Source organism: Dorea sp. OM07-5 (assembly GCF_003481355.1).
GTDB classification, from domain to species: domain Bacteria; phylum Bacillota; class Clostridia; order Lachnospirales; family Lachnospiraceae; genus Dorea_D; species Dorea_D hominis.
On the sequence record NZ_QUKZ01000005.1, the window covers coordinates 25,350 to 49,178 of the forward strand.

At 41.7% G+C, this 23,829-nt stretch carries 30 protein-coding genes; 8 read left to right on the forward strand and 22 right to left on the reverse strand.

Annotated elements, in window-relative coordinates; genetic code table 11:
* Positions 1–17: 17 nt before the first annotated feature.
* On the reverse strand, positions 18–896 hold the full coding sequence (locus tag DXC04_RS06035) for a S8 family peptidase (RefSeq protein WP_117537270.1): 879 nt from the start codon (positions 894–896) through the stop codon (positions 18–20).
* Positions 897–1,048: 152 nt separating this feature from the next.
* On the opposite strand from DXC04_RS06035, the gene DXC04_RS06040 reads away from it, so the two are divergent.
* The 4 genes from DXC04_RS06040 (at position 1,049) to DXC04_RS06055 (ending at position 2,840) form a co-directional block, all read left to right on the forward strand.
* Positions 1,049–1,681 carry a J domain-containing protein gene (locus DXC04_RS06040; RefSeq protein WP_021859809.1) on the forward strand — a complete coding sequence of 211 codons (633 nt, stop codon included), beginning with the start codon at positions 1,049–1,051 and terminating at the stop codon, positions 1,679–1,681.
* 73 nt (positions 1,682–1,754) lie between these two features.
* On the forward strand, positions 1,755–2,015 hold the full coding sequence (locus DXC04_RS06045) for a chorion class high-cysteine HCB protein 13 (RefSeq protein WP_117537271.1): 261 nt from the start codon (positions 1,755–1,757) through the stop codon (positions 2,013–2,015).
* 120 nt (positions 2,016–2,135) lie between these two features.
* Positions 2,136–2,549 (forward strand): hypothetical protein, encoded by a 414-nt coding sequence (locus DXC04_RS06050; RefSeq protein ID WP_118660414.1) that lies wholly within the window; start codon positions 2,136–2,138, stop codon positions 2,547–2,549.
* Between the two features lie 15 nt (positions 2,550–2,564).
* Positions 2,565–2,840 carry a hypothetical protein gene (locus DXC04_RS06055; RefSeq protein ID WP_118288518.1) on the forward strand — a complete coding sequence of 92 codons (276 nt, stop codon included), beginning with the start codon at positions 2,565–2,567 and terminating at the stop codon, positions 2,838–2,840.
* 7 nt (positions 2,841–2,847) lie between these two features.
* On the opposite strand, the gene DXC04_RS06060 is transcribed toward DXC04_RS06055, so the two are convergent.
* Positions 2,848–3,324, reverse strand: coding sequence for an acyl-CoA thioesterase (locus DXC04_RS06060; protein WP_021859933.1), 477 nt, complete (start codon positions 3,322–3,324; stop codon positions 2,848–2,850).
* A 93-nt stretch (positions 3,325–3,417) separates the two neighbouring features.
* Between DXC04_RS06060 and truA the strand changes: the two genes are divergently transcribed.
* Positions 3,418–4,194 carry a tRNA pseudouridine(38-40) synthase TruA gene (gene truA / locus DXC04_RS06065; protein ID WP_118660416.1) on the forward strand — a complete coding sequence of 259 codons (777 nt, stop codon included), beginning with the start codon at positions 3,418–3,420 and terminating at the stop codon, positions 4,192–4,194.
* A 177-nt stretch (positions 4,195–4,371) separates the two neighbouring features.
* Here the strand turns inward: truA and DXC04_RS06070 are convergent, their stop codons facing one another.
* Both DXC04_RS06070 and DXC04_RS06075 read right to left on the reverse strand, forming a co-directional pair.
* Complete coding sequence (locus tag DXC04_RS06070; protein WP_118660418.1) at positions 4,372–4,986, reverse strand: HD domain-containing protein; 615 nt, start codon at positions 4,984–4,986, stop codon at positions 4,372–4,374.
* A gap of 1 nt (position 4,987) precedes the next feature.
* On the reverse strand, positions 4,988–5,845 hold the full coding sequence (locus DXC04_RS06075) for a patatin-like phospholipase family protein (RefSeq protein ID WP_021859936.1): 858 nt from the start codon (positions 5,843–5,845) through the stop codon (positions 4,988–4,990).
* Between the two features lie 477 nt (positions 5,846–6,322).
* Between DXC04_RS06075 and DXC04_RS06080 the strand changes: the two genes are divergently transcribed.
* Complete coding sequence (locus DXC04_RS06080) at positions 6,323–7,954, forward strand: ABC-F family ATP-binding cassette domain-containing protein (RefSeq protein WP_021859937.1); 1,632 nt, start codon at positions 6,323–6,325, stop codon at positions 7,952–7,954.
* Between the two features lie 212 nt (positions 7,955–8,166).
* On the opposite strand, the gene DXC04_RS06085 is transcribed toward DXC04_RS06080, so the two are convergent.
* From DXC04_RS06085 to DXC04_RS06100, 4 genes are all read right to left on the reverse strand, one after another.
* Complete coding sequence (locus tag DXC04_RS06085; RefSeq protein ID WP_147366235.1) at positions 8,167–8,583, reverse strand: hypothetical protein; 417 nt, start codon at positions 8,581–8,583, stop codon at positions 8,167–8,169.
* 257 nt (positions 8,584–8,840) lie between these two features.
* Positions 8,841–9,341, reverse strand: a complete 501-nt coding sequence (locus tag DXC04_RS06090; protein WP_118660422.1) for a hypothetical protein — start codon at positions 9,339–9,341, stop codon at positions 8,841–8,843.
* 12 nt (positions 9,342–9,353) lie between these two features.
* Complete coding sequence (locus DXC04_RS06095; protein ID WP_021859940.1) at positions 9,354–9,872, reverse strand: hypothetical protein; 519 nt, start codon at positions 9,870–9,872, stop codon at positions 9,354–9,356.
* Positions 9,873–10,233: 361 nt separating this feature from the next.
* A complete protein-coding gene (locus tag DXC04_RS06100; protein ID WP_118660424.1) occupies positions 10,234–10,863 on the reverse strand; it encodes a histidine phosphatase family protein in 630 nt (209 codons plus the stop codon).
* Positions 10,864–11,040: 177 nt separating this feature from the next.
* Between DXC04_RS06100 and DXC04_RS06105 the strand changes: the two genes are divergently transcribed.
* Positions 11,041–11,520: an S-ribosylhomocysteine lyase gene (locus tag DXC04_RS06105; protein ID WP_118660426.1), complete on the forward strand. Its 480-nt coding sequence runs from the start codon at positions 11,041–11,043 to the stop codon at positions 11,518–11,520.
* A gap of 18 nt (positions 11,521–11,538) precedes the next feature.
* Here the strand turns inward: DXC04_RS06105 and DXC04_RS06110 are convergent, their stop codons facing one another.
* The 11 genes from DXC04_RS06110 to DXC04_RS06160 form a co-directional block, all read right to left on the reverse strand.
* Positions 11,539–12,075, reverse strand: a complete 537-nt coding sequence (locus DXC04_RS06110; protein ID WP_118660428.1) for a cysteine hydrolase family protein — start codon at positions 12,073–12,075, stop codon at positions 11,539–11,541.
* A 184-nt stretch (positions 12,076–12,259) separates the two neighbouring features.
* Positions 12,260–12,616, reverse strand: a complete 357-nt coding sequence (gene rplT, locus DXC04_RS06115; protein WP_021859944.1) for a 50S ribosomal protein L20 — start codon at positions 12,614–12,616, stop codon at positions 12,260–12,262.
* Between the two features lie 33 nt (positions 12,617–12,649).
* Positions 12,650–12,847, reverse strand: coding sequence for a 50S ribosomal protein L35 (gene rpmI / locus DXC04_RS06120; protein ID WP_021859945.1), 198 nt, complete (start codon positions 12,845–12,847; stop codon positions 12,650–12,652).
* Between the two features lie 34 nt (positions 12,848–12,881).
* On the reverse strand, positions 12,882–13,376 hold the full coding sequence (gene infC, locus DXC04_RS06125; RefSeq protein WP_021859946.1) for a translation initiation factor IF-3: 495 nt from the start codon (positions 13,374–13,376) through the stop codon (positions 12,882–12,884).
* A gap of 303 nt (positions 13,377–13,679) precedes the next feature.
* Positions 13,680–16,256: a heavy metal translocating P-type ATPase gene (locus tag DXC04_RS06130; RefSeq protein ID WP_118660429.1), complete on the reverse strand. Its 2,577-nt coding sequence runs from the start codon at positions 16,254–16,256 to the stop codon at positions 13,680–13,682.
* A 19-nt stretch (positions 16,257–16,275) separates the two neighbouring features.
* The gene (locus DXC04_RS06135; protein WP_021859948.1) at positions 16,276–16,575 is read right to left on the reverse strand and encodes a metal-sensing transcriptional repressor; all 300 of its coding nucleotides are present in this window, start codon (positions 16,573–16,575) and stop codon (positions 16,276–16,278) included.
* Between the two features lie 108 nt (positions 16,576–16,683).
* The gene (locus DXC04_RS06140; RefSeq protein ID WP_118519291.1) at positions 16,684–17,196 is read right to left on the reverse strand and encodes a GNAT family N-acetyltransferase; all 513 of its coding nucleotides are present in this window, start codon (positions 17,194–17,196) and stop codon (positions 16,684–16,686) included.
* Positions 17,197–17,277: 81 nt separating this feature from the next.
* Entirely contained in the window at positions 17,278–17,988 is a 711-nt protein-coding gene (gene tsaA / locus DXC04_RS06145; protein WP_118660431.1) for a tRNA (N6-threonylcarbamoyladenosine(37)-N6)-methyltransferase TrmO, read from the reverse strand.
* Complete coding sequence (locus DXC04_RS06150) at positions 17,985–19,685, reverse strand: ABC-ATPase domain-containing protein (protein WP_118660433.1); 1,701 nt, start codon at positions 19,683–19,685, stop codon at positions 17,985–17,987. Before DXC04_RS06150 ends, tsaA begins: the two co-directional genes overlap by 4 nt.
* Positions 19,686–19,687: 2 nt before the next feature.
* Positions 19,688–20,401, reverse strand: coding sequence for a pentapeptide repeat-containing protein (locus DXC04_RS06155; RefSeq protein ID WP_243112113.1), 714 nt, complete (start codon positions 20,399–20,401; stop codon positions 19,688–19,690).
* Between the two features lie 14 nt (positions 20,402–20,415).
* Complete coding sequence (locus DXC04_RS06160; RefSeq protein WP_118660435.1) at positions 20,416–20,958, reverse strand: prolyl-tRNA synthetase associated domain-containing protein; 543 nt, start codon at positions 20,956–20,958, stop codon at positions 20,416–20,418.
* A gap of 224 nt (positions 20,959–21,182) precedes the next feature.
* Between DXC04_RS06160 and DXC04_RS06165 the strand changes: the two genes are divergently transcribed.
* A complete protein-coding gene (locus tag DXC04_RS06165) occupies positions 21,183–21,761 on the forward strand; it encodes a Maf family protein (protein ID WP_118660574.1) in 579 nt (192 codons plus the stop codon).
* On the opposite strand, the gene DXC04_RS06170 is transcribed toward DXC04_RS06165, so the two are convergent.
* The 3 genes from DXC04_RS06170 to DXC04_RS06185 form a co-directional block, all read right to left on the reverse strand.
* A complete protein-coding gene (locus DXC04_RS06170) occupies positions 21,758–22,999 on the reverse strand; it encodes an aspartate aminotransferase family protein (protein ID WP_021859955.1) in 1,242 nt (413 codons plus the stop codon). The genes DXC04_RS06165 and DXC04_RS06170 overlap by 4 nt on opposite strands.
* A 264-nt stretch (positions 23,000–23,263) precedes the next feature.
* A complete protein-coding gene (gene rpsU, locus DXC04_RS06180) occupies positions 23,264–23,440 on the reverse strand; it encodes a 30S ribosomal protein S21 (RefSeq protein ID WP_004054229.1) in 177 nt (58 codons plus the stop codon).
* A 143-nt stretch (positions 23,441–23,583) separates the two neighbouring features.
* The gene (locus DXC04_RS06185) at positions 23,584–23,823 is read right to left on the reverse strand and encodes a hypothetical protein (protein WP_117537286.1); all 240 of its coding nucleotides are present in this window, start codon (positions 23,821–23,823) and stop codon (positions 23,584–23,586) included.
* Positions 23,824–23,829 lie beyond the last annotated feature (6 nt).

Below are 23,829 nucleotides of genomic sequence, written 5' to 3' on the forward strand. Positions count from 1 at the left end.
TCTTTCGTGCCTCATTTTTATGCAAGCAGCTGTTCCACACGCAGTGATCTGCCGCACCGCTTCAGCAAATATCTCTTCAGCTCCTCACCTTCCAGTTCCGGATATTTGCTTTTTGCAAGTGCAAGCGCACCTGTTACGACAGGTGTCGCCATTGACGCACCGCTCTTTCTTATATAAGGAAAAAACTCTTTTCTTTGAAAACAGCTTTCCCCGTTTACCGCTTCATATCCGCAGGATACAATTCCCTCTCCCGGCGCAAAAATATCCGGTTTCCACACACAGATTCTTTCCCGTCCTGTTCCGCTGCAGTATCTGCCCATGCCACTGCGCCTGTAAGCTCCGACAGTGAGTACTTTTTCATTTGTACCCGGAACACTTACTTTCCGGCTTTGCAGTCCATAATTTCCGGCAGACACAACGACCGTGATTCCACAGTTACACAGTTCCTCCACAGCTTCTGTAATGCGGTTCTCCTTGACCGGATCAAGTCCCACGCCGGCGCCAAGTGACAGATTCACAAGTGCAATTTTATTTTTCTTATTCACTTTTCTTACATGTTCCATTCCCCGTAAAATATGCATGGCATTTCCTTCCCCTTTTTCATCCAGTATTTTCACGATCAGAAGTTCCACTCCCGGTGCCATCCCTGCATACCTTCCACCGGACATTTTCCCGTCTCCGGCAAGAATTCCTGCCACATGTGTTCCGTGCCCGCTGTCATCATAAAGTCCGCATCGTCCATGCTGCATATCTGCAAATCCAATGACTCTTCCTTTAAAATCCGGATGTGGATATGCACCTGTATCCAGGATAGCAGCTCTCACACCTCTTCCTGTAATCCTTCCATTTATTGTATCCGGACATGCATATCCGATCTGGCGCTTTACGTTGTCCATATGATTATCACCTTTTTTATCAGCATATTCACCGGCATGCTTTCCGGCAGATATTATCCGCTAAAATTTTCCAGAATTTCAAATTGATTTCCTATAAAAACTGTCGTAATATAAATATGTTCTATTTACATAGACATATAAGGGGAGAATCTATGAAATCAAAAAATTATTATGACATTCTGGGTGTTTCTGTGAAAGCGTCTGCGGAAGAAATCACATCGGCGAAGAACGAACTGGCAAAAAGATACCATCCCGATGCAAATATGAAGAACGGCGTTGATACAACCAGCCGGATGCAGGAAATTCTCGAAGCATATAAAGTACTTTCAGATCCGGCACGCCGCAAGGCATACGACCGCTCCTTAACCGGGCGGAAAGCCGTTATGCGTACTTTTGATCTGTTCGATATAGAAGAAGAATCGAACGGCGACACCGGATTTGTCGTTTACTGGAAAGCAGCAAATACATTATATGATATCGTTCTGGAGAGTGAACCGTTATTTCACAAACGGGAGGCTAAAGGCAGACTGACTGCACTTGCCATCCGAGCCCTGCGCCCGATCATCACACTGCGGGAAGCGCAGATCCCGGAGCGCTACTGGCATCCGGATATTATGAACTGGCTACTTTTTACGTCTTACCAGAATCCAAACTATACTGTTACTTATCTGCTTGCGCTCTATGACACCCATATCAGATCAAGCCGCAGCATGGTTGAAAAGCTAAAAGCCCAGAACGCTGCTGCCAGATATGAACATACTGTCAGGAAATTATTAAAATATTAGCCGGTGCTTTACTCACACATCCTCCGGATTCGCATATGTTATTACTGTAAATATTTCATCGGAGGATTTTAATATGAGTGATTTAAGTGCTACAAACTGTGGCTGCGGATGTGACGCTGACAGATTCGGAGGCGGATGCGGCAACAATAACAACTGCGGATGTGGTTTCGGCAATAACAGCTGCCTGTGGATCATCCTTCTCTTATGCTGCTGTGGCGGATGCGGCAACAACAACGGATGTGGCTGTGGCAATGACAGCTGCCTGTGGATCATCCTTCTCTTATGCTGCTGCGGTGGTTTCGGCAACTGCGGATGTGGAAACGGATGCTGCTAATTCATCCTTCACACTGTTTCCGATATGATTCGGGATGGAGTTTATACTCCATCTCCTTTTTTATGTATATTTCCACGTTATTCCTCATATATATTTACAACGTAAAAGGAAGGAACTGCCATGGAAAAGAAAACACCCAGATCATTGCTACCGTTCGATGAACTGACCATGCCCGGGGACTTATATCTTCTGAAACTTCTTTTGCCGTTCATCCCCGCACATATGCAGAAATCACTTGCCATTTTTATTAAATATCTGGAACTTTCCTATACCTTGCGTACGTTTCAGGGATTTGCCCGGAAAGAATTTTCCCTGCAGTCTGTCTCCGAACTTCTTCCATACATGGATCCGGACAGCTCAGACAAATTCCGCCAGTTGGAAATGATGATGCAGATGTTTTCCATGTCAGAAAATGACACAGACTTTAATCCTTCTGATATTTTAAATGGAATGTTTACAGATAAACAGCAGGAAGAATTTGCTGCATACAGTCAGATGTTTGATGATGCGTTAAACAAAGATTTTGGAAAATGAAAGGAGTGTTTATCTATGGCAAATGAATGGATGAATCACCCGGATCTTAAAAATCTCGATCCGATCAAATTACAGCTGATCCGCACTGCTGCCGCCAATACAGGGAATAAAACCGGAAAGGATCTTGCTCCGGTTATGATGGCTCTTATATCCAGTGCCGGAAAGAAAGGGATCCGCTTCACTCCGGATGAATTTTCCCTGATCCTTGAGATCTTGAAAGACGGGAAATCGGATCAGGAGAAACAGAATATTGATCAGATGGTACAGATGGTAAAAGGTTATATGAAGTAATAGCATTCTAAAACCCTTCTTCCTTGCGGAGCATACGGATCTCCCGGCGCTTCTTTGCCTTTTCCCATTCCGCTCTCTCTTCTTCTGTCTCAAGAACGAGTCCCGGAACGTGCGCCGGTCTGTCATTCTCATCAAGACCAACCATTGTAAAATATGCACGATTGATGAGTGTACGTTCACTGTCCATATGCTCTACATAGGTGTCTACTTTTACTTCCATGGAAGTAGTTCCGACATACGTTACGCTTCCTATAATAATCACAACATCCTTTTGATACGCACCGTGGAGGAACTTCAGATTGTCTACAGATGCTGTGATCACATTCATTCTTGCATGTCTCTTTGCCGCGACTACAGCCACTTCATCGATCCACTGCATCAGGATTCCACCAAACAGACGATCTGCACCGTTTAGATGGTTTGGACGCACAATATGGATTGTCTCAACGACTGATTCAGATACTTTTCTTTCTTCTGCCTTCATAAAATAATCTTCTCTTTCTTATTTTCGTGTCTTTTATTATACCACAAGATTTGTTATACTAACACTACAAGCATACAAAAGGAGCATTTTAACATGAGAAATATAAAACTTACGATAGAATACGATGGCAGCCGTTATCAGGGTTGGACAAGACTTGGCAAGAATGAATCGAGCAATACAATTTTCAATAAGATCCAGGAAGTTCTGCGGAAGATGACCGGTGAATTTGTTGTGGATCTCTACTGTGGATGCCGTACAGAAGTTGGTGTGCACGCCTATGCACAGATTGTCAACTTCAAGACTGAGAGCACGATGGATGTACAGGATATCAAGCATTATCTGAACCGCTATCTTCCAATGGATATCGCGATTACAGATGTGGAAGAAGTCGATGACCGTTTCCATGCACAGTTGAATGCCAGATACAAGACTTATGTATACCGCATGACGATTTCCGATGTGCCGAGTGTATTCGACCGCAAGACAACTTACCACTGCTATAAGATTCCGGACAAGAAACGCATGCAGCAGGCTGCCCTGCACTTGATCGGCAAACATGATTTCAAGAATTTTTCAACCGTTAAGAAGACCAAATCTACTGTCCGTGAAGTTACAAACATTGAGATTTATGACGATATCGAAGAAATGCAGATCACACTCCGCGCCGATGATTTTCTTCATAACATGGCGCGTATCATTATCGGTACACTTCTGGATATCGGTTTTGGCACTCGAAGTCTTGATGATATCGATGCAATCTTTGACGGCACTGCCGATGCAAGTGCCCCGTGTGATCCGAAAGGATTATATCTGCAGGATATTGAATATGCTGCACCGGTCGGCAATGCACCAACAATGGGCGAGATATAGTTCTGGAGGCTTAAACAACAAAAGAGTATTGCAATTAGAACATCTCTCTATTTTGCAGTACTCTTTTCTTATCTTATATCCTTATTACTTTATAGTGTATCTCTTATAGTGTATCTCTTACATAGTTCCTTTCACGCTACATTTTTCTCTTCTGCAAGATTATTTTCACATTACATTTTATAGAAACCCTTTTTTATCCTGTAGCCCCATCTGTTCATCCAGTGCTTCATCTACAGCAGCGTCAATCTTATCCAACGTATCCTGACGTATCAGTTCCCGCATCCGTTCCAGATAAGGATGTGCTTTTGCCTGCTCCTGCCCATAAGTCAGCTGCAGATCATACTCCAGTGGCAGCCACGTATCAATCGACGCTTCATTGTGCTGGATTATAGCTTCCATCTTATCCAAAGCATGCACAATCTTCGCTTCCATCGTCTCACTTGCTTCCAGTTCTTCAAGAAGCATAAGAAATTCTTTTCGCTTTTTATCCGGCAGCACTTCTGCAATCTGATAAATCGCATCTTTCTCTGTCATCCGGTCTTCTTCTTTCTTCTCAAATGCCGGAACATCTCCTGTCACTGCTTCTCCCATATCATGCAACAGACACATTTTCATAATGCGGTCACTGTCACACTCTGGAAATGCATCCTCCACAAGCCACGCAAACATTATCAGCCGAAACGTATGCTCAGCCACACTCTCCGGACGTCCGCTGCTCGTACAAGAATGGCGGAGATTACATTTTAATTTCTCCGCAATCGTCATAAATTCTAACAGACTTCTCTGATCCATTTTATTCCTCCAGATATTTCATCATTGCATCGTACTGTTTTTCCATCAGCTTATAGCCATGATTATAGAAATTCATCAATGTATCATAGTCTTTCTCCAGACGGGAAACTGTCGGGATCAGTGGACGAAGCACGAAAATCTTTCCTTCTTCTTCCAGTTTCTCTACATGCTCCATTGTCTGATTATATACATGATTTCTGCGGATCGCTGCTCGCACCAGATTTGGATATTTCTTATATGCTTTCCGGTAAATTCCTGCCATTCCTTTGGAAATTGGTTTCTTTCGGTAGCCTGGATTCCTTGTCAGTATCAGAACAATCTTCTTATTGCCAAGCTCCATCGCACGGCGTAGCGGAATGGAATCCGCAATTCCACCGTCCAGATACGGAACTTCGTCAATATTTACAATCGGAGATACGAGCGGCATACTGCTGGATGCACGGCAAATCTTCATCAGTCTGTCAAAATCATGATCTTCCGTCATGTATTCTGCTTTTCCTGTCTCACAGTTTACTGTCACGATTTCGCATGTCATATCTGATGCGAAATATGTCTCATAATCAAACGGGAAGATTTCCTTCGGATATTTGTCAAATACCATATCCATATCCAGAATACTCTTCTCTTTGATAAACTCACGGAAGCCATAATAATAGCTATACTCTTTATCTTTATGAATCATACAGTCTCTCGTGCGTCCCGGCTGTTTCGACACATAATCCACCGCATTGCAGGAGCCTGCCGATACACCGATCACATGAGAAAAATACTGATCTTTCTCCATAAGATAATCCAGTGCTCCTGATGTAAATACACCTCTCGTAGCTCCGCCTTCTAATACAAGTGTTCCATTTATCATAAATTCCACGCTCCTTTTCTTTATATAGCTCGATTCTGTCACTTTCTATGCTCTATAGTATTTCTGATTACAGCCTGTCTTAATAGCAAACTTCTCTTGCCATGTATATTCTATAACATTTCCAGTTGCGGTCTGTCTTAATATCATTACTTCTGTAAATCTGTATATTCTATAGCACTTCCAGTTGCAGTCTGTTTTAATATCATCCCTTCTGTAAACCAGTATATCTATAGCATTTCCAGTTACTATCCTGTCTCAATATCATCAACCTGTATGTTCTATGATATTTCGGTTACTGCTTATCATAACATGATTTTTCAGGAAACGTAACCCCTATGCGACAACAAACCCGAAAAACAACCTCTGCGTCCAGCTTAAATTTCCTTGCCATTTTCCATCAACTCTGATAAGATAGGCTTTGTATGCAATGAAATTAATAATAAGAAGATAATCAAAATAACAAGGAGAATGTAAAATATGATCAGCACAAGCAATATTACACTGCGTGTGGGTAAAAAAGCATTATTTGAAGATGTAAATATCAAATTTACAGAAGGCAACTGTTATGGTCTGATTGGTGCAAATGGAGCCGGTAAATCTACTTTTCTTAAGATTTTATCCGGACAGCTTGAACCAAGCAAGGGAGAAGTCATCATCACTCCGGGTGAGCGTCTTTCTTTCCTGCAGCAGGATCATTTCAAATACGATGAATTTCCGGTACTGGATACGGTCATGATGGGAAATGCTCGATTGTACGAAATCATGAAAGAAAAGGAAGCCATCTACGCGAAAGAAGATTTCACTGATGAAGATGGTATCAAGGCAAGCGAATTAGAAGCTGAATTTGCTTCCATGAACGGATGGGAAGCTGAGTCTGATGCTTCTACTTTATTAAATGGTCTTGGAATCGGGACAGAACTTCACTATGAGACAATGAAAAATCTTGCAGGTCCTGAGAAAGTCAAAGTGCTTCTCGCACAGGCATTATTCGGCAACCCGGATATCCTGCTCCTCGACGAGCCGACCAACCACCTAGACCTGGATGCGATCGCATGGCTGGAAGAATTTCTGATCGGATTCGACAATACAGTCATCGTTGTATCCCATGACCGTTATTTTCTGAATAAAGTCTGCACACAGATCGCAGATATCGACTATGGAAAAATCAAACTGTATGCCGGTAACTATGATTTCTGGTATGAATCCAGCCAGCTTCTGATCCGTCAGATGAAAGAAGCCAACAAGAAGAAGGAAGAGAAAATCAAAGAATTGCAGGAATTTATTTCCCGATTCAGCGCTAACGCTTCCAAATCCAAGCAGGCGACATCCAGAAAACGTGCACTGGAGAAAATCCAGCTTGACGATATCCAGCCGTCCAGCAGAAAATATCCTTACATTGATTTCCGTCCAAACCGCGAGATTGGTAATGAAGTTCTGTCTGTAGAAGGCTTAAGCAAGACCATCGACGGTGAGAAAGTTCTGGATAACATTTCCTTTACACTGAACCGTGATGACAAAGTTGCTTTCGTTGGCGGTAATGAGCTTGCCAAAACCACTTTGTTTGAAATTCTCGCCGGTAACATGGAACCGGATGAGGGAACTTATAAATGGGGAATCACTACCACACAGGCATATTTCCCATTAGACAGCGGAGAAGAATTTGACAACGATTATACGATCGTTGAATGGCTGACTCAGTATTCTGAAGAGAAAGATGCTACTTATGTACGTGGTTTCCTCGGACGCATGTTGTTCGCCGGTGATGACGGTGTGAAACGTGTAAAAGTATTATCCGGTGGTGAGAAGGTGCGCTGTCTGCTTTCCAAGATGATGATTTCCGGTGCAAATGTGCTGATGTTTGACGAGCCGACTAACCACTTGGATATGGAATCGATCACTGCACTGAATACAGGTATGACCAAGTTTTCTGGCGTTATCCTGTTCTCTTGCCGTGACCACCAGATTGTCCAGACAACTGCCAACCGTATCATGGAGATTGTTCCGGGCGGAAAGCTCATCGACAAGATTACTACTTACGATGAGTACCTTGAAAATGACGAGATGGCAAGAAAGAGACAGACTTACACTGTTCAGGAAGAAGACAACTAAACAGCTCCGTGAGGATCGCATTTTTGCGATCCTCTTTTGTTATGTCTTGTTAGCGTTTTCTTTTAACTTGTTAGAGATTCCTTTTAGTTTATATCAGCTTGTTTGAGATACGTCAAACATACCCCTTACAGTTCTATTGTTTATATAGGGATATCACATCTCATTAGCTTGTTGGGGATACGGCAACCCGCCAGTCTGTATCTAATTTACAATTATCTATCTGAAAATCTAAAATAGCGATCTGCTTCTAATTCTGTAGGAAACATCTGTGCACCTATTTGTTTTAATTTTTCTTTTATCTGCCTCTCACATTTTCCCGACTTATGTATAGCATAATAAAAATAAAGTACTTCCTCTTTCTCAGGCATCTTCCTGTACAATTCCTCAATCATACATTCATTGTTCTTCTGTAATTCTTCAACCACAGCACCTTTTCCCCAGAAATAAAAGTCTGTTGTACTGCAGATCCAGCCAGTCAGCAGCTGTATTTTAGTTGCCATAGCATCCGTAGGAATCTGCCAGTGGCAGGTTCTATAGGCATTATTTTTAAAATTTGTTTCCGCATATTGAAGTATCTGGAAGAAATTATCTGCACCTTTATATGTTGTATGATAATCTTCTCTTTCCATGTAAATATCTTCCATCTCAAGCCATATGTTAGCAAGATTTGCCAGAAACTCTTCCGCAGGAACCATTGACACCCATTCTATATTTTGTAAAAGTCTTTCTCTGTCTTCTCTTGTTTCAGCCCGTTTTAAATATTCCCTGTCAAAAAACGGGCCGACTTTCATTTTATTTTTCATTTCTTCCTCACTGAAAATCCAAACATAACTCTGGATTCCGTTCTTTTCTCTAATGTCCCATCACGAATCTTTTTTAATTTGCTCTAAATTCCAATCACGAACCCTGAATCCGTTCCATTCTTTACTTTCTTCTTATAGGTGTCGCCCCATTTCGGTTCTCTGTATTTTACATTATAATTTGCTTTCCAGACACCATTCTCATTTACAATATCAGCATTCCAAGTAATCGCTGCACACTGTATTTCATCTGCTATATAATAACTCATCTCATATACTTGTTCCGGAACACCTTTTCCAAGAGCATTCTTCGGTATGCTGATATAATATTGATATTCTGTTGCGTCTTTGTCCCAGCTAAACAGCTTAATTTTATCATGACTTCTCTTCAGCCATGTATGCTTAACCGGCTTCTCTGAATCTCCGGAAACCTTAACTTTCACAACATTTACATCCTTAATCTCTTTTCCATTATATGTAATATGAATCTTACATGTTGTAAAATGATTCCATCCAATTCCTGCATACATTACAATTGCCAGACATACAACAACTACTACACACTGTGAAATTCTACTTTTCTTCATCTTTTTTCCTCCTTACCAGCTTCCTCTGCACGCGATTCGCTCGATTGCAGCGACCATTACAGTAGTTACAACATTCGCAGCCGCAATCACACCGAGACTCTTCTTTTTATCATGAATTTCATCCTGCACAATTGCATAAACAATCGGACATTCTATGATCAGCGTCAGGAACAGGTATGCACTGTTAATGGTATAAAAATCCATCGATTCAAATGTCTGTTTTATCGTTTCATATACTCCATCTTGATAATAAGTGGCAAAATACGGCACCATAAAAGATACGAGATTTGATATACAGACAGCGATCAGCACTCTTTTTTTATTCTGAATATGTAAAATATTTTTAATCATCAAATATTCGATCACAATTGTCAGCACAGCTACAAATGGCAATAGCTGATATGGTGCCGTCGTTGTAAACCATATCCAGGAAGAATCAGCATAGACAACTTTCGGAATACAAAGCACCAGTAAAACAATAAGCAGTATGCTCTCTTTTGTTCTTGCAAAAATTTTATCTGATTTTTTCATAGGCTTTTCCCTCCTTTTTCTCATTATAACAAATCAGTGCTTCAATTTATGACATATTTTCTGAAAATTCCTTTAAGATTCTCTTAATTCTTCTCTTTAATCATTTGAATCATTCTTATAAAACCGAAAGCTGGTAGCTATTCTTAATATTTATTGCGATTTTATTAATACAAACTGTAATAAAAAAAGAGAGAACCCTAATCGTCCTCTCCTACTCCTTTTTCAAGTATATTATATTGATTATATTGCTTATAATATTAGTCAGCAATGCTATTCCCAGAATCAAGTCTAATTCTTCTGTTACTGCCATATAGCATAGACATGCGAATGTCACCCATGATGTTATTATTATACTCTTCATCTACCAATTCTTCACCTTTTCTTTGTAAAATGTCCGGTTCTCATAAATAATCCGGGCAACGCCATCCTGCACTTCTACTTTTGTTACTGCACAGTTTTTATGTACACCAATATCCCAGTATGCTTCCAGCGGCTGATTCTTAATATTATTCATAAGCCCTGCAAGCGCTACACCATGGGTGGTAAGCAGTACACATTTACACGCATATTCCGGTGCATGTATCAGCCAGTCCAGAAATGCGCCGGTACGTTTTTTCACTGCCAGAAAATCTTCGCCACCCTGTGCAGGCTTGAAACCAACCGGATCATTAAAAAATGCTCTGAAAGATTCCGGAAGATCCCATCCTTCTTCTGCGCAGCATTTTCCTTCGTACTCTGCGAATCCCATCTCTATGATCCGTTTATCTTCTATGATCGGCACATCTTTCCCCGCAAGGATAAGCTCAGCCGTCTCTTTCGCTCTTTTTAACGGGCTTGTAAAACATATATCAAATGGTATGTCCTGAAGCGCTTCTCCTGTTTCCACTGCCAGTTGTCTGCCAAAATCATCTAAAGCGACATCCGCCTGTCCCTGCAGCCTACGCTCTTTATTCCATTCTGTCTCTCCGTGTCTCACCAAATATAATTCCATCCTCTAAAACTCCTTATATATCTCATGTCCACTGCACTTGACAGCGACATCTTCTCACTCATGTGCTGTTGCACATGTCTGTATCCCGTCAAAAGCAACAGTCTTAAAATATTTGCTACTCTTCCATAAAAATGCTATACTCTTACAGAATCATTGAAACAGGAGGATATTCACATTATGGAAAAAGTAACAAGTTTTACAATTAATCATCTGAAATTAAAACCGGGTATCTATGTATCGCGTATCGATCATGTAAACGGTAACCCACTCACAACTTTTGATCTTCGCATGACAACACCGAACAAAGAACCAGTTATGAACACAGCGGAAGTTCACACGATCGAGCATCTCGGTGCGACATTTCTTCGCAATCATCCAACTTACAAAGATCTGACTATTTATTTCGGACCAATGGGATGCCGTACCGGATTCTATTTGATCCTTGCCGGGGAGCTTACTTCTAAGGAAATCGTTCCACTCATCTGCGAAATGTTCCGGTTTATCGCAGATTTTAACGATGAAGTTCCTGGTGCGGCGGCAAGAGACTGCGGCAATTATCTGGATATGAACCTTCCGATGGCAAATTACCTCGCAAAGAAATATCTGACAGAAGTTCTGGATCACATTACCGATGATCGTCTCGTTTATCCGGAATAATTCTTACAGATAATTCTTCTAGCATTTGATCTGGCACATCCGCATAGCTGCCAGTGCTGTCTCATGACTGTCTGTTGTCACTCCGGCACAACAGTCTTTGTCAACATATACCGGCACTTCCGGCAATGCGGCTTTGCTAATCATTGCATTTGAAATCACACAGATATCTGTGCAAAGTCCGACAAGCGTAATCGATGTAATCCCATCCATGCCATTTCCACGCAGCTCTTCATCTTTTTTCTTTAACAGTTCTCCCAGCTCCATGCTTCCAAATGTCGGCTTATCGATCACAATGTCATTTTCACTGCGAAGCGCCTCTAACTGCGGGCAAATCTCCCAGCCTTTTGTACCACGGATACAATGTGCTACCGGAAGATTCCTGCCTTCCTGTGTATCCAGATAATTCTCTTCATGGGTGTCTCTCGTATAAATAATTTCACCGTCAAAGTCTTTAATTTTTTTTACAACATCCGGTACAATCGCTTTTGCTTCTTTCGTTCCAAGTGCACCGTCAATAAAGTCATTCTGCATATCCACAATAATTAATATATCCATGATCTGCCTCCTTAATGTTCCCCATACAAATTATCAGAAACGCCTTCCACCTTATTCTGATATTGTGGGCGGTTATCAAATACATCTTGCTCGCATGAATGTATTTTCCTCATCGCATTTACAAAAAGCAGTTACCGGAATTTCCAATAACTGCTTTGTATATTCTATCTATATTCTGCTAAAATTAAGCAAGTTTTGCTTTTGCAGCTTCTGCAAGTGCTGTAAATCCTTCAGCGTCATTAACAGCCATCTCTGCAAGCATCTTTCTGTTGATGTCGATGTTTGCAAGTTTCAGACCGTGCATCAGTTTGCTGTAAGAAAGACCATTCATTCTTGCTGCAGCGTTGATACGAGCGATCCATAACTGACGCATCTGACGTTTGCGCTGTTTTCTTCCTGCGTATGCAGATGTAAGAGCTCTCATAACAGACTGTTTTGCTACTCTATACTGTTTAGAACGTGCTCCTCTGTATCCTTTTGCTAATTTTAAAGTTCTATTGTGTCTTTTTTTAGCGTTTAATCCGCCTTTGATTCTTGCCATGTCTTATCTCCTCCTTCTATTCTCTACACTATCTTACAGATATGGTAATACTTTCTTCATGTTCTTTACATTAGTTGCATCTGTAATGATTGATTTTCTAAGATTTCTTTTTCTCTTTGTAGATTTCTTAGTTAAGATATGGCTCTTGTAAGCTTTATTTCTTTTTAATTTTCCTGTACCTGTTTTTTTGAAGCGCTTTGCAGCTGCTCTATTTGTTTTAATTTTTGGCATTGTAATATTCCTCCTTAGATTTATAAATGTATTTTTAACGTTTTTCAGTTAAAACCATGCTCATACTTCTGCCTTCCTGCTTTGCCGGTTTCTCGATCACAGCAACATCAGCAAGTGCCTGCGCAAAATCATCCAGAATGTGTTTACTCTGTTGCATATGCGCCATCTCACGGCCACGGAAACGTAAAGTGACTTTTACTTTATTTCCTTTACCGATGAACTTCTTTGCATTGTTCATCTTCGTATTCAGGTCATTCGTATCAATATTCGGTGAAAGACGTACTTCCTTAACCTCTACAGTTTTTTGCTTCTTCTTTGCTTCTTTTTCTTTTCTCGCCAGCTCATACTTATACTTACCGTAGTCGATGATCTTACATACCGGCGGCTGTGCCTTCGGAGCAATCTTTACAAGATCAAGATCTGCCTCTCTCGCAAGTTTCATGGCATCCTTGGATGACATGATACCAAGCTGTTCTCCACTTTCGCTTATCACACGAACTTCCTTATCTCTAATCTGTCCGTTAATCATTAAATCGCTAATGTTCCTGCACCCCCATTATAAAATAAAAAGTGAATAGTTTTCAGACTATCCACTTTCCTGTCACAATAAAATCAAATCTATCTAAAAATGATTCATGTTCAATATCAACCAATAGTCACCCGATTGTGCTATGGTGAGAGTGGATACTCTTCTTTGTTGTTTCACACAAAAGATAATTTACCATAAATTCATATTACTGTCAACTGTTAACTTGAATTTTCTTATCATTTTTCTTATCTTCTGTTCCTCTTCCACATTATAAGCCTCTTTTTTCTCAAATGCAATTGTTAATTAGCCGACTGAGACTACTTTGTAATCTTTGTCTTCTACTGCTTTTGTAAGTACATCATCTGCAACTTCGTGGCTCATCTTTACAACTGCTGTTCCTGCTTCGTGGCTGACAATTGCCTCTTCTACGCCGTCTAATGCTTCCAGCGCTTTTTTTACTGCTGCCTCACAGTGTCCACACATCATTCCTTCAATCTTCATTGTTTTCTCCATTGTTGTTTCCTCCTCTTTCTTTTCATTATTTTTAATTGCTGATCCTTCATCTGCCATTTCTACAGTTCCGGTTTTTGCAGCTTTTTTTAATTTTTTATCTTTGCTTGCATCCAACATGTTAAACCAGTTCAGACGCAATGCATTGCTCACAACACAGAAACTTGAAAGACTCATCGCTGCTGCGCCGAACATTGGATTTAATTTCCACCCAAAGATCGGATACCACAGTCCTGCTGCCAGCGGGATTCCGATCACATTGTAGAAAAATGCCCAGAACAGATTCTCATGAATATTCCGAAGTGTTGCGCGACTTAAACGAATCGCCGCCGGAACATCACTTAAGCGGCTCTTCATCAATACAACATCCGCTGCATCAATGGCAATATCTGTACCTGCACCTATGGCGATACCAACATCTGCTCTTGTCAGTGCCGGTGCGTCATTGATACCATCGCCGACCATCGCTGTCTTGCCCTGCTTCTTTAAATCACGGATCACTGCTTCTTTTCCGTCCGGAAGCACACCTGCGATTACTTCATCTACGCCTGCCTGCTTTCCGATTGCTTTCGCTGTCCGCTCATTATCACCGGTCAGCATGACAACATGGATACCCATATTCTGTAGTTCACGGATCGCACGCGGACTGTCCTCTTTCATAACATCCGCTACGGCAATGATTCCCATTAATTTGTCTTCTCTTGCGAAGAACAAAGGCGTCTTCCCATCTTCGGCAAGCTCCTGCGCCTGTTCTTTCATTTTCTCACTTATTTCAACCAGACCGCTGATATACCGGTAACTGCCTCCAACCAGCTTCTGTCCGTTTAACATACCGGAGAGACCATTTCCAGCTGCGATCTGGAAATCTTCCACTTCTGCAAGATCATCAAGACCTTCTGTGCCAAGACTTTCTACAGCCGATGTGATTGCTCGCGCCAGTGGATGTTCACTCTTTCGCTCCAGCACATACGCTGTGAAGAGCAATTCTTCCTCACTGACATTATCTTCCGCAACAAGATCCGTTACTTTCGGTTCTCCCTTTGTAATTGTTCCTGTCTTATCTAATGCGACAATCTCTGTCTTTCCTGTCTCTTCCAGGGAAACGGCTGTCTTAAACATTATTCCATGCTTTGCACCCATTCCGTTACCAACCATGATCGCAACAGGTGTTGCCAGTCCAAGCGCACACGGACAGCTGATTACAAGAACTGCAATTCCTCTTGCCAGTGCAAAACCAATCGTCTGTCCGGCGATCAGCCAGATCAGAGTTGTTACAGTCGCAATCCCGATAACTGCCGGCACAAATACGCCGGATACCCGGTCTGCGACTTTGGCGATCGGCGCCTTTGTAGCCGCTGCGTCACTGACCATCTGAATAATCTGTGATAAGGTCGTATCTTCTCCGACTCTTGTCGCTTCACATTTTAAAAATCCGGACTGGTTCATGGTAGCTGCCGACACACTGTCTCCAACTGTTTTGTCCACCGGAATACTCTCTCCGGTAAGTGCCGCTTCATCCACTGCACTGCTTCCTTCTATAACCGTCCCATCTACCGGAATATTCTCACCCGGTCTTACAACAAAGATATCACCAATCTTCACCTGATCAATTGTTACTTCTGTCTCTTTTCCCTGACAAAGAATGACTGCCTTCTTCGGCGCAAGCTTCATAAGTCCTTTCAGCGCATCGGTTGTTTTACCTTTCGATCTTGCTTCAAGCATCTTGCCGACTGTAATAAGCGTCAGGATCATTGCCGCTGACTCAAAATAAAATTCATGCATATAGGACATAACAAGCTCTGCATTGCCCTTCATCTGCGCATCTGTCATCGCAAATAATGCATACGTACTATATACAAATGATGCGCCGGATCCAAGTGCAACCAACGTGTCCATATTCGGTGCACGATGAATCAATCCTTTGAAGCCGCTGATAAAGAACTTCTGATTGATCACCATGATCACGATTGTAAATAGCATCTGGATAAGTCCCATCGCTACATGATTGCCGCTAAGGAACCCCGGCAGTGGCCAGTTCCACATCATATGGCCCATAGATAAATACAACAGTGGCACAAGAAAGCAAAATGACGCAATCAGTCTCTTCTTAAGAACCGGTGTTATCTTATCCTTCAGGAAATCTTCATCCCGGACTTCTTTTAATTTCTCCGTTCCTTTCATAGAAGCTCCGTATCCTGCCTTTTCTACCGCCTCTATAATCTGCTCTGGTGTAGCTGTCCCATCAACTCCCATTGAGTTTGTCAAAAGACTTACAGAACAGGATGTCACTCCGTCTACTTTCAACACAGCCTTTTCTACACGGGTACTGCAGGCTGCACAGCTCATACCCGTAACGTTATACTGTTCCATTCTGATCATCCTTCTCTTACTATTTCATCAGTTTTTGAAGTGTAGCTACCAGTTCATCCACTGTCTCTTCTTTTCCTTTGCGGATATCTTCTGCTACACAGGTTCGGATATGGTTTGCAAGCAACACTTTGTTGAAACTATTAAGTGCTGCATTCACAGCTGAGACCTGTACAAGAATATCGGTACAGTAAACATCGTTCTCCACCATCTTTTTGATTCCCCTTACCTGCCCTTCAATACGGTTCAGTCTGTGGATCAAATCTTTGTATTCTTTTTCCGAACGTTCTTTCGTTTTGTGACAGCATGTTTTTTCTTCCATATTCTTCACCTCTTTCCGGTCTATATTATATACCCCTCATAGGTATATTTCAACCATTGTTTTTCATTCTTACTGAATCTTTTTTTCGATACGGATGTCAGAATTTTTTTATAATATCTTTTCGAAACCTATGCGGAGTGCACCTTTCTCCGGTCCACCTGCCAGATGGATCTCTCCGCATCTTTCAAATCCGGCTTTTCCAAGTGCTCTCTGCATCGGAATATTCCCCGGGTGGGTATCAATACGCACACTTGAAAATCCAAGTGTTTCTGCCATACGGAACCCATGCGCAAACATCTTTCCTGCCACTCCTTTTCCTTTTGCTTCCTCTGCTACACATACGCGGTGCATTGCTGCATACGGTCCCGCACTAATCCACTCGCCTTCTATTTCATAATAAGATATGTCCGGTGTTGTCTGAAATGCAAAGATTCCAAGAATGATTCCATCTTCTTCTGCCACGTAAGTACATTGGTTCTTAATATCATTCTCCCAGATTTCTCTCGATGGATATCCTTTCTGCCACTGATCCAGTCCAAGATTTTTAAGTCCAGCCTTTGCCTGTGCGGTAATCTCACACATACGTTCCAGATCTTTCTCTCTTGCAATTCTAAATTCCATTTTGTTTCTCCATTTCTGTTTATTTTTCTTTGCTTTTCATTTTTTATTCTTTGAAATAATATTTGCCGCTATTATTTGCAATCATTGCATTTCATTTCTATCCTCTTCAATTTCACATACTTCAGCAACACCATCCACTACCCGGAAACGCACTTCCATTCCTGCAAAGCTCATTCCATATACCCTCTCCGGGTTTTCCTGATACGCCGGTCTTGGATCTTCTGCAAGTATTTCCTTTAAAGCCGGAATCTTTTCACGTTTTTCTTCAGATAGTGACTCTTCAATTTCAGGAGGGATTGATACTCCCAGACCGTATTCTTTTACTCGTCCTGCAAATCCAGCTTCTGCTTCCGGATACGCATCGATATGTGGTAAATATGGTTTCACATCATAAATTGGTGTCCCGTTCATCAGATCTGCTCCGCTTACGATTAGCACCGGTCCATCCTCATGTTCCCAGTCAATGGTTGTCAGTTTTACACAGGATAACCCCATTCCATTTGGACGAAATGGGGATCTAGTTGCAAATACACCGACTCTCTGATTTCCTCCAAGCCTTGGCGGGCGGACAGTCGGACGCCAGTTTGTACCCTCTGCCTCTGAAAAATCCCAGATCAGCCACAGATGTGAATACTCTTCCAGTCCACGGAACGCTTCCGGCTTGCGGTATTCCGGCAGGAAATGAATCTCTGCCTGTGTATTTACAAGGCCACTCTGCCTTGGGATTCCGAATTTTTCCGGGAAATCCCCTTCTATATATGCAATTGGCCGAATACTCTTTTCTGTCATCATAACTGAAGCCCCCGGTAACGGTTCAGACATGCGCAGAGTTCCTCTTTTCGCGGAAGTGCCAGATTGCCTGGAAGCTCACGCTCTCCGAGAACATCCTTTAACCCCTGTCTTTCTATATCTCTGTATAAAGATTCAACCAGTTCACAAATGGAAGTCTTCCCATTCATCCGATGTGTTTCCAGTTCTCTCATAAGATACCCCAAGCAGGTAAGCTGTTCTTCATCTGCCACTTGTTCTACATAACGCAGATCAATTGTTTCTGCTCCCAGCATAATACCATCTTTTCCCAGTGTTTTTAATTTGATTCTTCCTCTGTGTTCCAGTCCTGTATTTTTCTTTGGACATCTTTTCATGATCGGTTTCTGAATTTCTTTTTCTAAAAACTGAAGTCCCTGATATCCGGCTGTTGCCTCTTTTGCTCTGGACGTGATCTCACGTGGCTGGTAGCGGTCCATCTGCACGATCACATCTGCCACCTGAAAATAAGCCCCGGAACTTCCTGCTACAAGTACTGTTGAGATACCAAATTTCTTATAAAAATACTGCATCCGTTCTATAAATGGTGTGATTGGTTCCATATCTTTGTGAATCACTTTCTGCATCAGCTCGTCTCTCACCATAAAATTTGTTGCACTGGTATCTTCATCAATTAAAAATGTACTCGCTCCGGCTTCCATCGCTTCAATCACATTTGCCGCCTGCGATGTACTGCCGCTGGCATCTTCCGTATCAAAACTGACGGTATCTTTCTGATTTGGAAGATTACTTATAAACATAGAAATATCTGTATGTTTAATACTTCTTCCATCTTCTGCCCGAATCTTCACAGCATCCGGATCTGTGATCACATATTCTCTTCCGTCTCCGGCTATATGAGGATAAATCCCCATCTCCAGTGCTTTCAGAAGCGTAGATTTTCCATGATAGCCTCCGCCGACGATCAACGTAATCCCGCGCCTGATTCCCATTCCGCTTATCTCACCATAATACGGAAGCTTTAAAGTCACTCTCACAGATTCCGGTGATACAAACGGTACTGCATCTTTCATCGGCTTTTGGGATACACCTGACATTCTCGGCAGTACAGAGCCATCTGCCACAAAAGCCACCAGACCATATTCCTTAAGCTGTCTGCGGATTGCTTCCTGATCCTCCGAAAGTTCCATAACATTTTCAAGTTTCCTTATATCCAAATTTTTATAATAAAGTGTCTCCTGCACGCAAGACGGCAGATATTGAAAAAAAATCTTCTCCAGTTCTCGCGCATTTACCGTTCTTCCATTTGCCGGGAAGCCCACTTCAAACCGTAGAATAACGGTTCCGTCTTCCCTTATATCTGCGGCTGTCCGCTCCAGTACTTCCTGTCCGCAGTTTGTCACACGGATCAGACCACTTTTACCGGAACCTTTTGCCTGAAACGAATATTTTCTGATCCCGGATGCAAATATACGGATAAGCGCATCTTCAAGCGCCATCTTCTTCCACTGTTTATCATACAGTCTTTCTGGCAATCCTGCTGTTTTCTCCTCAACTTCTATATGTACTCTGGACGGTGCCGCAAACGGATCACCCTGCACATGGTCAATTCCAAGCACATATCCTGAAAACCGGTAACTGCCTTTCAGATTTTTGTATGCCGGATAGCTCTTACGATCGATCTGTCTTAATAAATTTCTTAATTCTTCTGCTGTTTTCATCTCTAATATGCCTCTGCTTCTTCTCTTGTCATCCAGAAATGGATACCGGTTGTGGAATCCATCCACCGGTCTTCGTTAAAATCTTTTACTTCCACCCACTCACCTCTTTTATATTCAAAGTTTTCATCTACGAGAGACCATGCCTCATCATAATTTTTTTTGAAATCGAAACTCTTGATCGTCAGGACCTTGGCTTTGTTGCACCGGCAGGACGGCTTTGTTGCTGACGTGCGAAGTGCATCTGCCGGAATCAGAAGCTGTACCATCCGGTCATTAACGCATTTCTTATATCCTAAAAATGCTCCCGTCTCCGGGCAGTGCAGACGGAACCACTGTGTCGCTTCGTCCGACTGTATATTTGTAAGATCTGCATTTTCCAGCACAGCCCCATAGAGGTTTGCGCCTTTTATATTGCAGTCACTCATATCGCAGAACCTGAAAGATGCGGTCCTCATATTTGCATTTTCAAAATTTGCACCGTGCATGGAGCATCCGTCAAACAGCGCATTCTCCACACTGCTGTAGTGGAAATCTACATTATTTAACATCACGCCATCAAAGGAACACAGTGTAAAATCCGTATTACTTAAATCCGTTCCGCTTAAATCTCCTTTTTCCAGCTGTACTTCACGAAATACAAGCCGTTCTCCCGGTTTCCTGTTTTCAAGCTTCTCTTTCAGGTCGGATAATTTCAATTCCTGCATCCTGTCATTCATATACTCACATCCTTTTACAAATCAACAATTTTAGCTCTATGATGAATATGCGGCAAAAATTTCTTCAACAGATCTTCTGTCTTAATCTTCAAATGCGTCGTATTGATTCCTGTATTGCATACAAAATACTCGCCCTCAACCACCTCTTTATCAAGAATAAGCTGTACATAATCATCTTCATCATTCAAAAGTCCGACAACACTTGCAGATCCCGGTTTTGTTCCCAGATGCTCCCACATATGCTCCGGTGAAGCAAATGACATATGTGATACGCCTAGTTTTTTACTGAATGAGGACGCGTCAAAGTCTTTCTCCTCCGGCATTACAAGAAGGAAAAATGTAGTCTTCTTCCGGTTGCACAAAAACACATCTTTCCGCACCGGTGCGCCAAGAACTTTACCGATATCCCTACACTCTTCCATGGAAGATGCCGGATCGTTATCGACTCTTTCAAATGGGATTCCAAGCTTGTCAAATACTTTATACACTTTCTGCTCCAGCGGCACACGCTCGCTGACATTTTCCGGTACTGTTGTTACAATTTCACTGATATACATTTCTATGTTCCTCCTGTCTGTTTCCTATTTTGCTATTATAACACAACACGCTTTTCTTCCAATATGGTCTTTCTATTTTTCTTATAATATAATAGCATTTTTCATTCGGTTTTTCAGAAAATACAAACAGTACTGTAATTAACTACAGAAAAAATATTGATTTTTACTTTCTTAGGGAAAACTGATATAATATGAAAGAATTTTCAAAGAAAGGAATTTTATTTATGAAATATATTTTAGCTTCTGCTTCTCCACGTAGAAAAGAACTGCTCAGAAAAACCGGCATTTCATTCGAAATCATGCCATCTTCCAAAGAAGAAGTCATTACCGAGGAATTACCGGCTGATGTTGTTACTGAACTGGCTTATCAGAAAGCCGCAGATATTTTTAGTCTTTACCACAAAATTCATGACGAAGATTTTACTGTCATTGGAGCAGATACTGTTGTTTCTTATAAAGATGAAATACTTGGCAAACCTGCCGATGAACAGGAAGCATTGGATATGCTTTCTATGCTCGCCGACCGTACCCACCAGGTCTACACAGGTGTTTCACTTCTAATCTGGAAAAATGGCAGAAAAATAATACGAACTTTTTATGAAAAAACAGAAGTTACATTCTACCCGATTATGAGAGAAGATCTGCTGTCTTATATCGCCACCAGCGATCCAATGGATAAAGCGGGTGCCTACGGCATCCAGGGGGATTTTGCTATCCATGTAAAATCTATCAATGGCGATTATAATAATGTAGTAGGTCTTCCAATCGGTCATCTGTATCAGGAATTGAAACTTGCATTTTAGCCTGCAAGTTTCAGCTCTTCGTACTTTTCTGCTGCGTCTGCAATGGCAGCTTTCATAATGATCATCAGTTCATCAATCTGTTTCTTTGTAACAATAAGCGGCGGGATCATACGGTTAACGCTGTCTCCGATCGCTGTGATCAGTGCCATGCGGTCCAGGCAGCCATGTTTTACTTCCAGTGCGATCGGTATATCATACTCACATCCAACAAGAAGTCCACGTCCTCTTGCTTCTTTTACATGTGGAAGTTTTGCAAGCTGTTCTTTCATATATTCTCCCATTTCTTTTGCATTTCCACTCAGATCGTTGTCCAGGATTTCACTGACTGCTGCATATGCTGATGCGCAAGCAAGTGCGTGTCCGCCATAAGTAGATCCGTGTGTTCCTGCTGTAAATGCTTTTGCAACTTTTTTTGTTGCGCAGCATGCTCCGATCGGCATTCCGCCACCCATTGCTTTTGCCATGGACACTGCATCCGGTTTTACGCCATATCCCATGTATGCCATCGGCGCTCCGGTACGTCCCCATCCGGTCTGTACTTCATCAAACAGAAGTAACATATCGTTATCATCACATAATTTGCGGAGTCCTTCAATAAATTCCTGTGTTGCAGGATGTACACCACCCTCGCCCTGTACAGGTTCGATCATGATCGCGATTGTATTTTTTGTAACTTTGGAAGCAAAATCTTCCAGATTGTTATATTCTGCATAAGAAAATCCTGGAAGCATCGGTTTGAACCCCATCTGGATCGCATTGTCTGTCTGACCGGTTGCAGACATTGCTCCGTAAGTTCTTCCGTGGAAACCATTTTTCGCTGTGATGATATGATATCTTTCCGGTCCGAAATTATCTGTTCCATATTTTCTCGCCATCTTGATCATACATTCATTTGCTTCTGTTCCGGAGTTTTGATAAAATATCTTATCCATTCCGATCGTATCACAGATTTTCTTTGCAAGTAATGCCTGCGGGATTGTATATGGATAATTAAATGTATGTACAATGTCACCTAACTGGTCTTTGATTGCAGCTTCTACTTTTGCATTTCTATTACCTGCACTGTTTACAGCAACACCACCGTAGAAATCAAGGTATGCATTTCCCTCTTCGTCATATATATACATTCCTTCAGCACGTTCTGCGATAAAATCATATCTTTCGTAAGTTTCTACCATGTATTTGTTGACAATTGCTTTCAGTTCCTTTGCTGATAAACCTGTATCTTTTAATCTCATTGTCTCATTCCTCCTAATAATAAATTTATCTTCCGCTTCGTGCGAGTGCGCATCCTGCGGAGCATTTTTATATATCTTTCAAGATATATTTTTGTTACACAGAAAATAGAATTTTCTGTGTACAGCGATAAAACACGCTTCGCGAGTTTTATCCGCTGATTAACGGTCGTCAAATGCTGCCATGCAAGCATGTCGCATTTTCCTCGTCGTTATAACAAAAAAGGACACTGTATCATCTGATACAGCATCCTTGCTTTGCACATATTAGTTATATTTGCGCTTTCTTGCAGCTTCTGATTTTTTCTTACGTCTTACGCTTGGTTTTTCGTAATGCTCTCTCTTACGAATCTCCTGCTGAATACCAGCCTTTGCGCAGTTTCTTTTAAATCTGCGTAAAGCGCTATCTAACGTTTCGTTTTCTTTAACGATTACATTTGACATAGTCTCACACCTAACCTCCCCTCCAGTCCTATATTGTGCATCATACGACTGATCGGGTATTTTTATTGCACTACATAAGATTATAGCACATATTTTCTTTACGTCAATGTTTTTCTTTAACTTTGGGAAAACTTTCCAATTTTTTATGCCATCTGGTGCTGTTTCATCATCATTGTTACTACACTGTAATACAAACTGAATGCAATCACTGCACACACACCGGTTGTCACAATATATTGTGGTATCCGACTTATGAACAGCGCAGTAAATGATGTTCCGTACAGCATGCTCAAAGCATACGTTGAGACAAAGAGCACTGTAACCAGATTACTTACTGCTGTTGCAACAACAAAACGCATACAGCTTTTTTTCTCCCATCCCATCTGTTT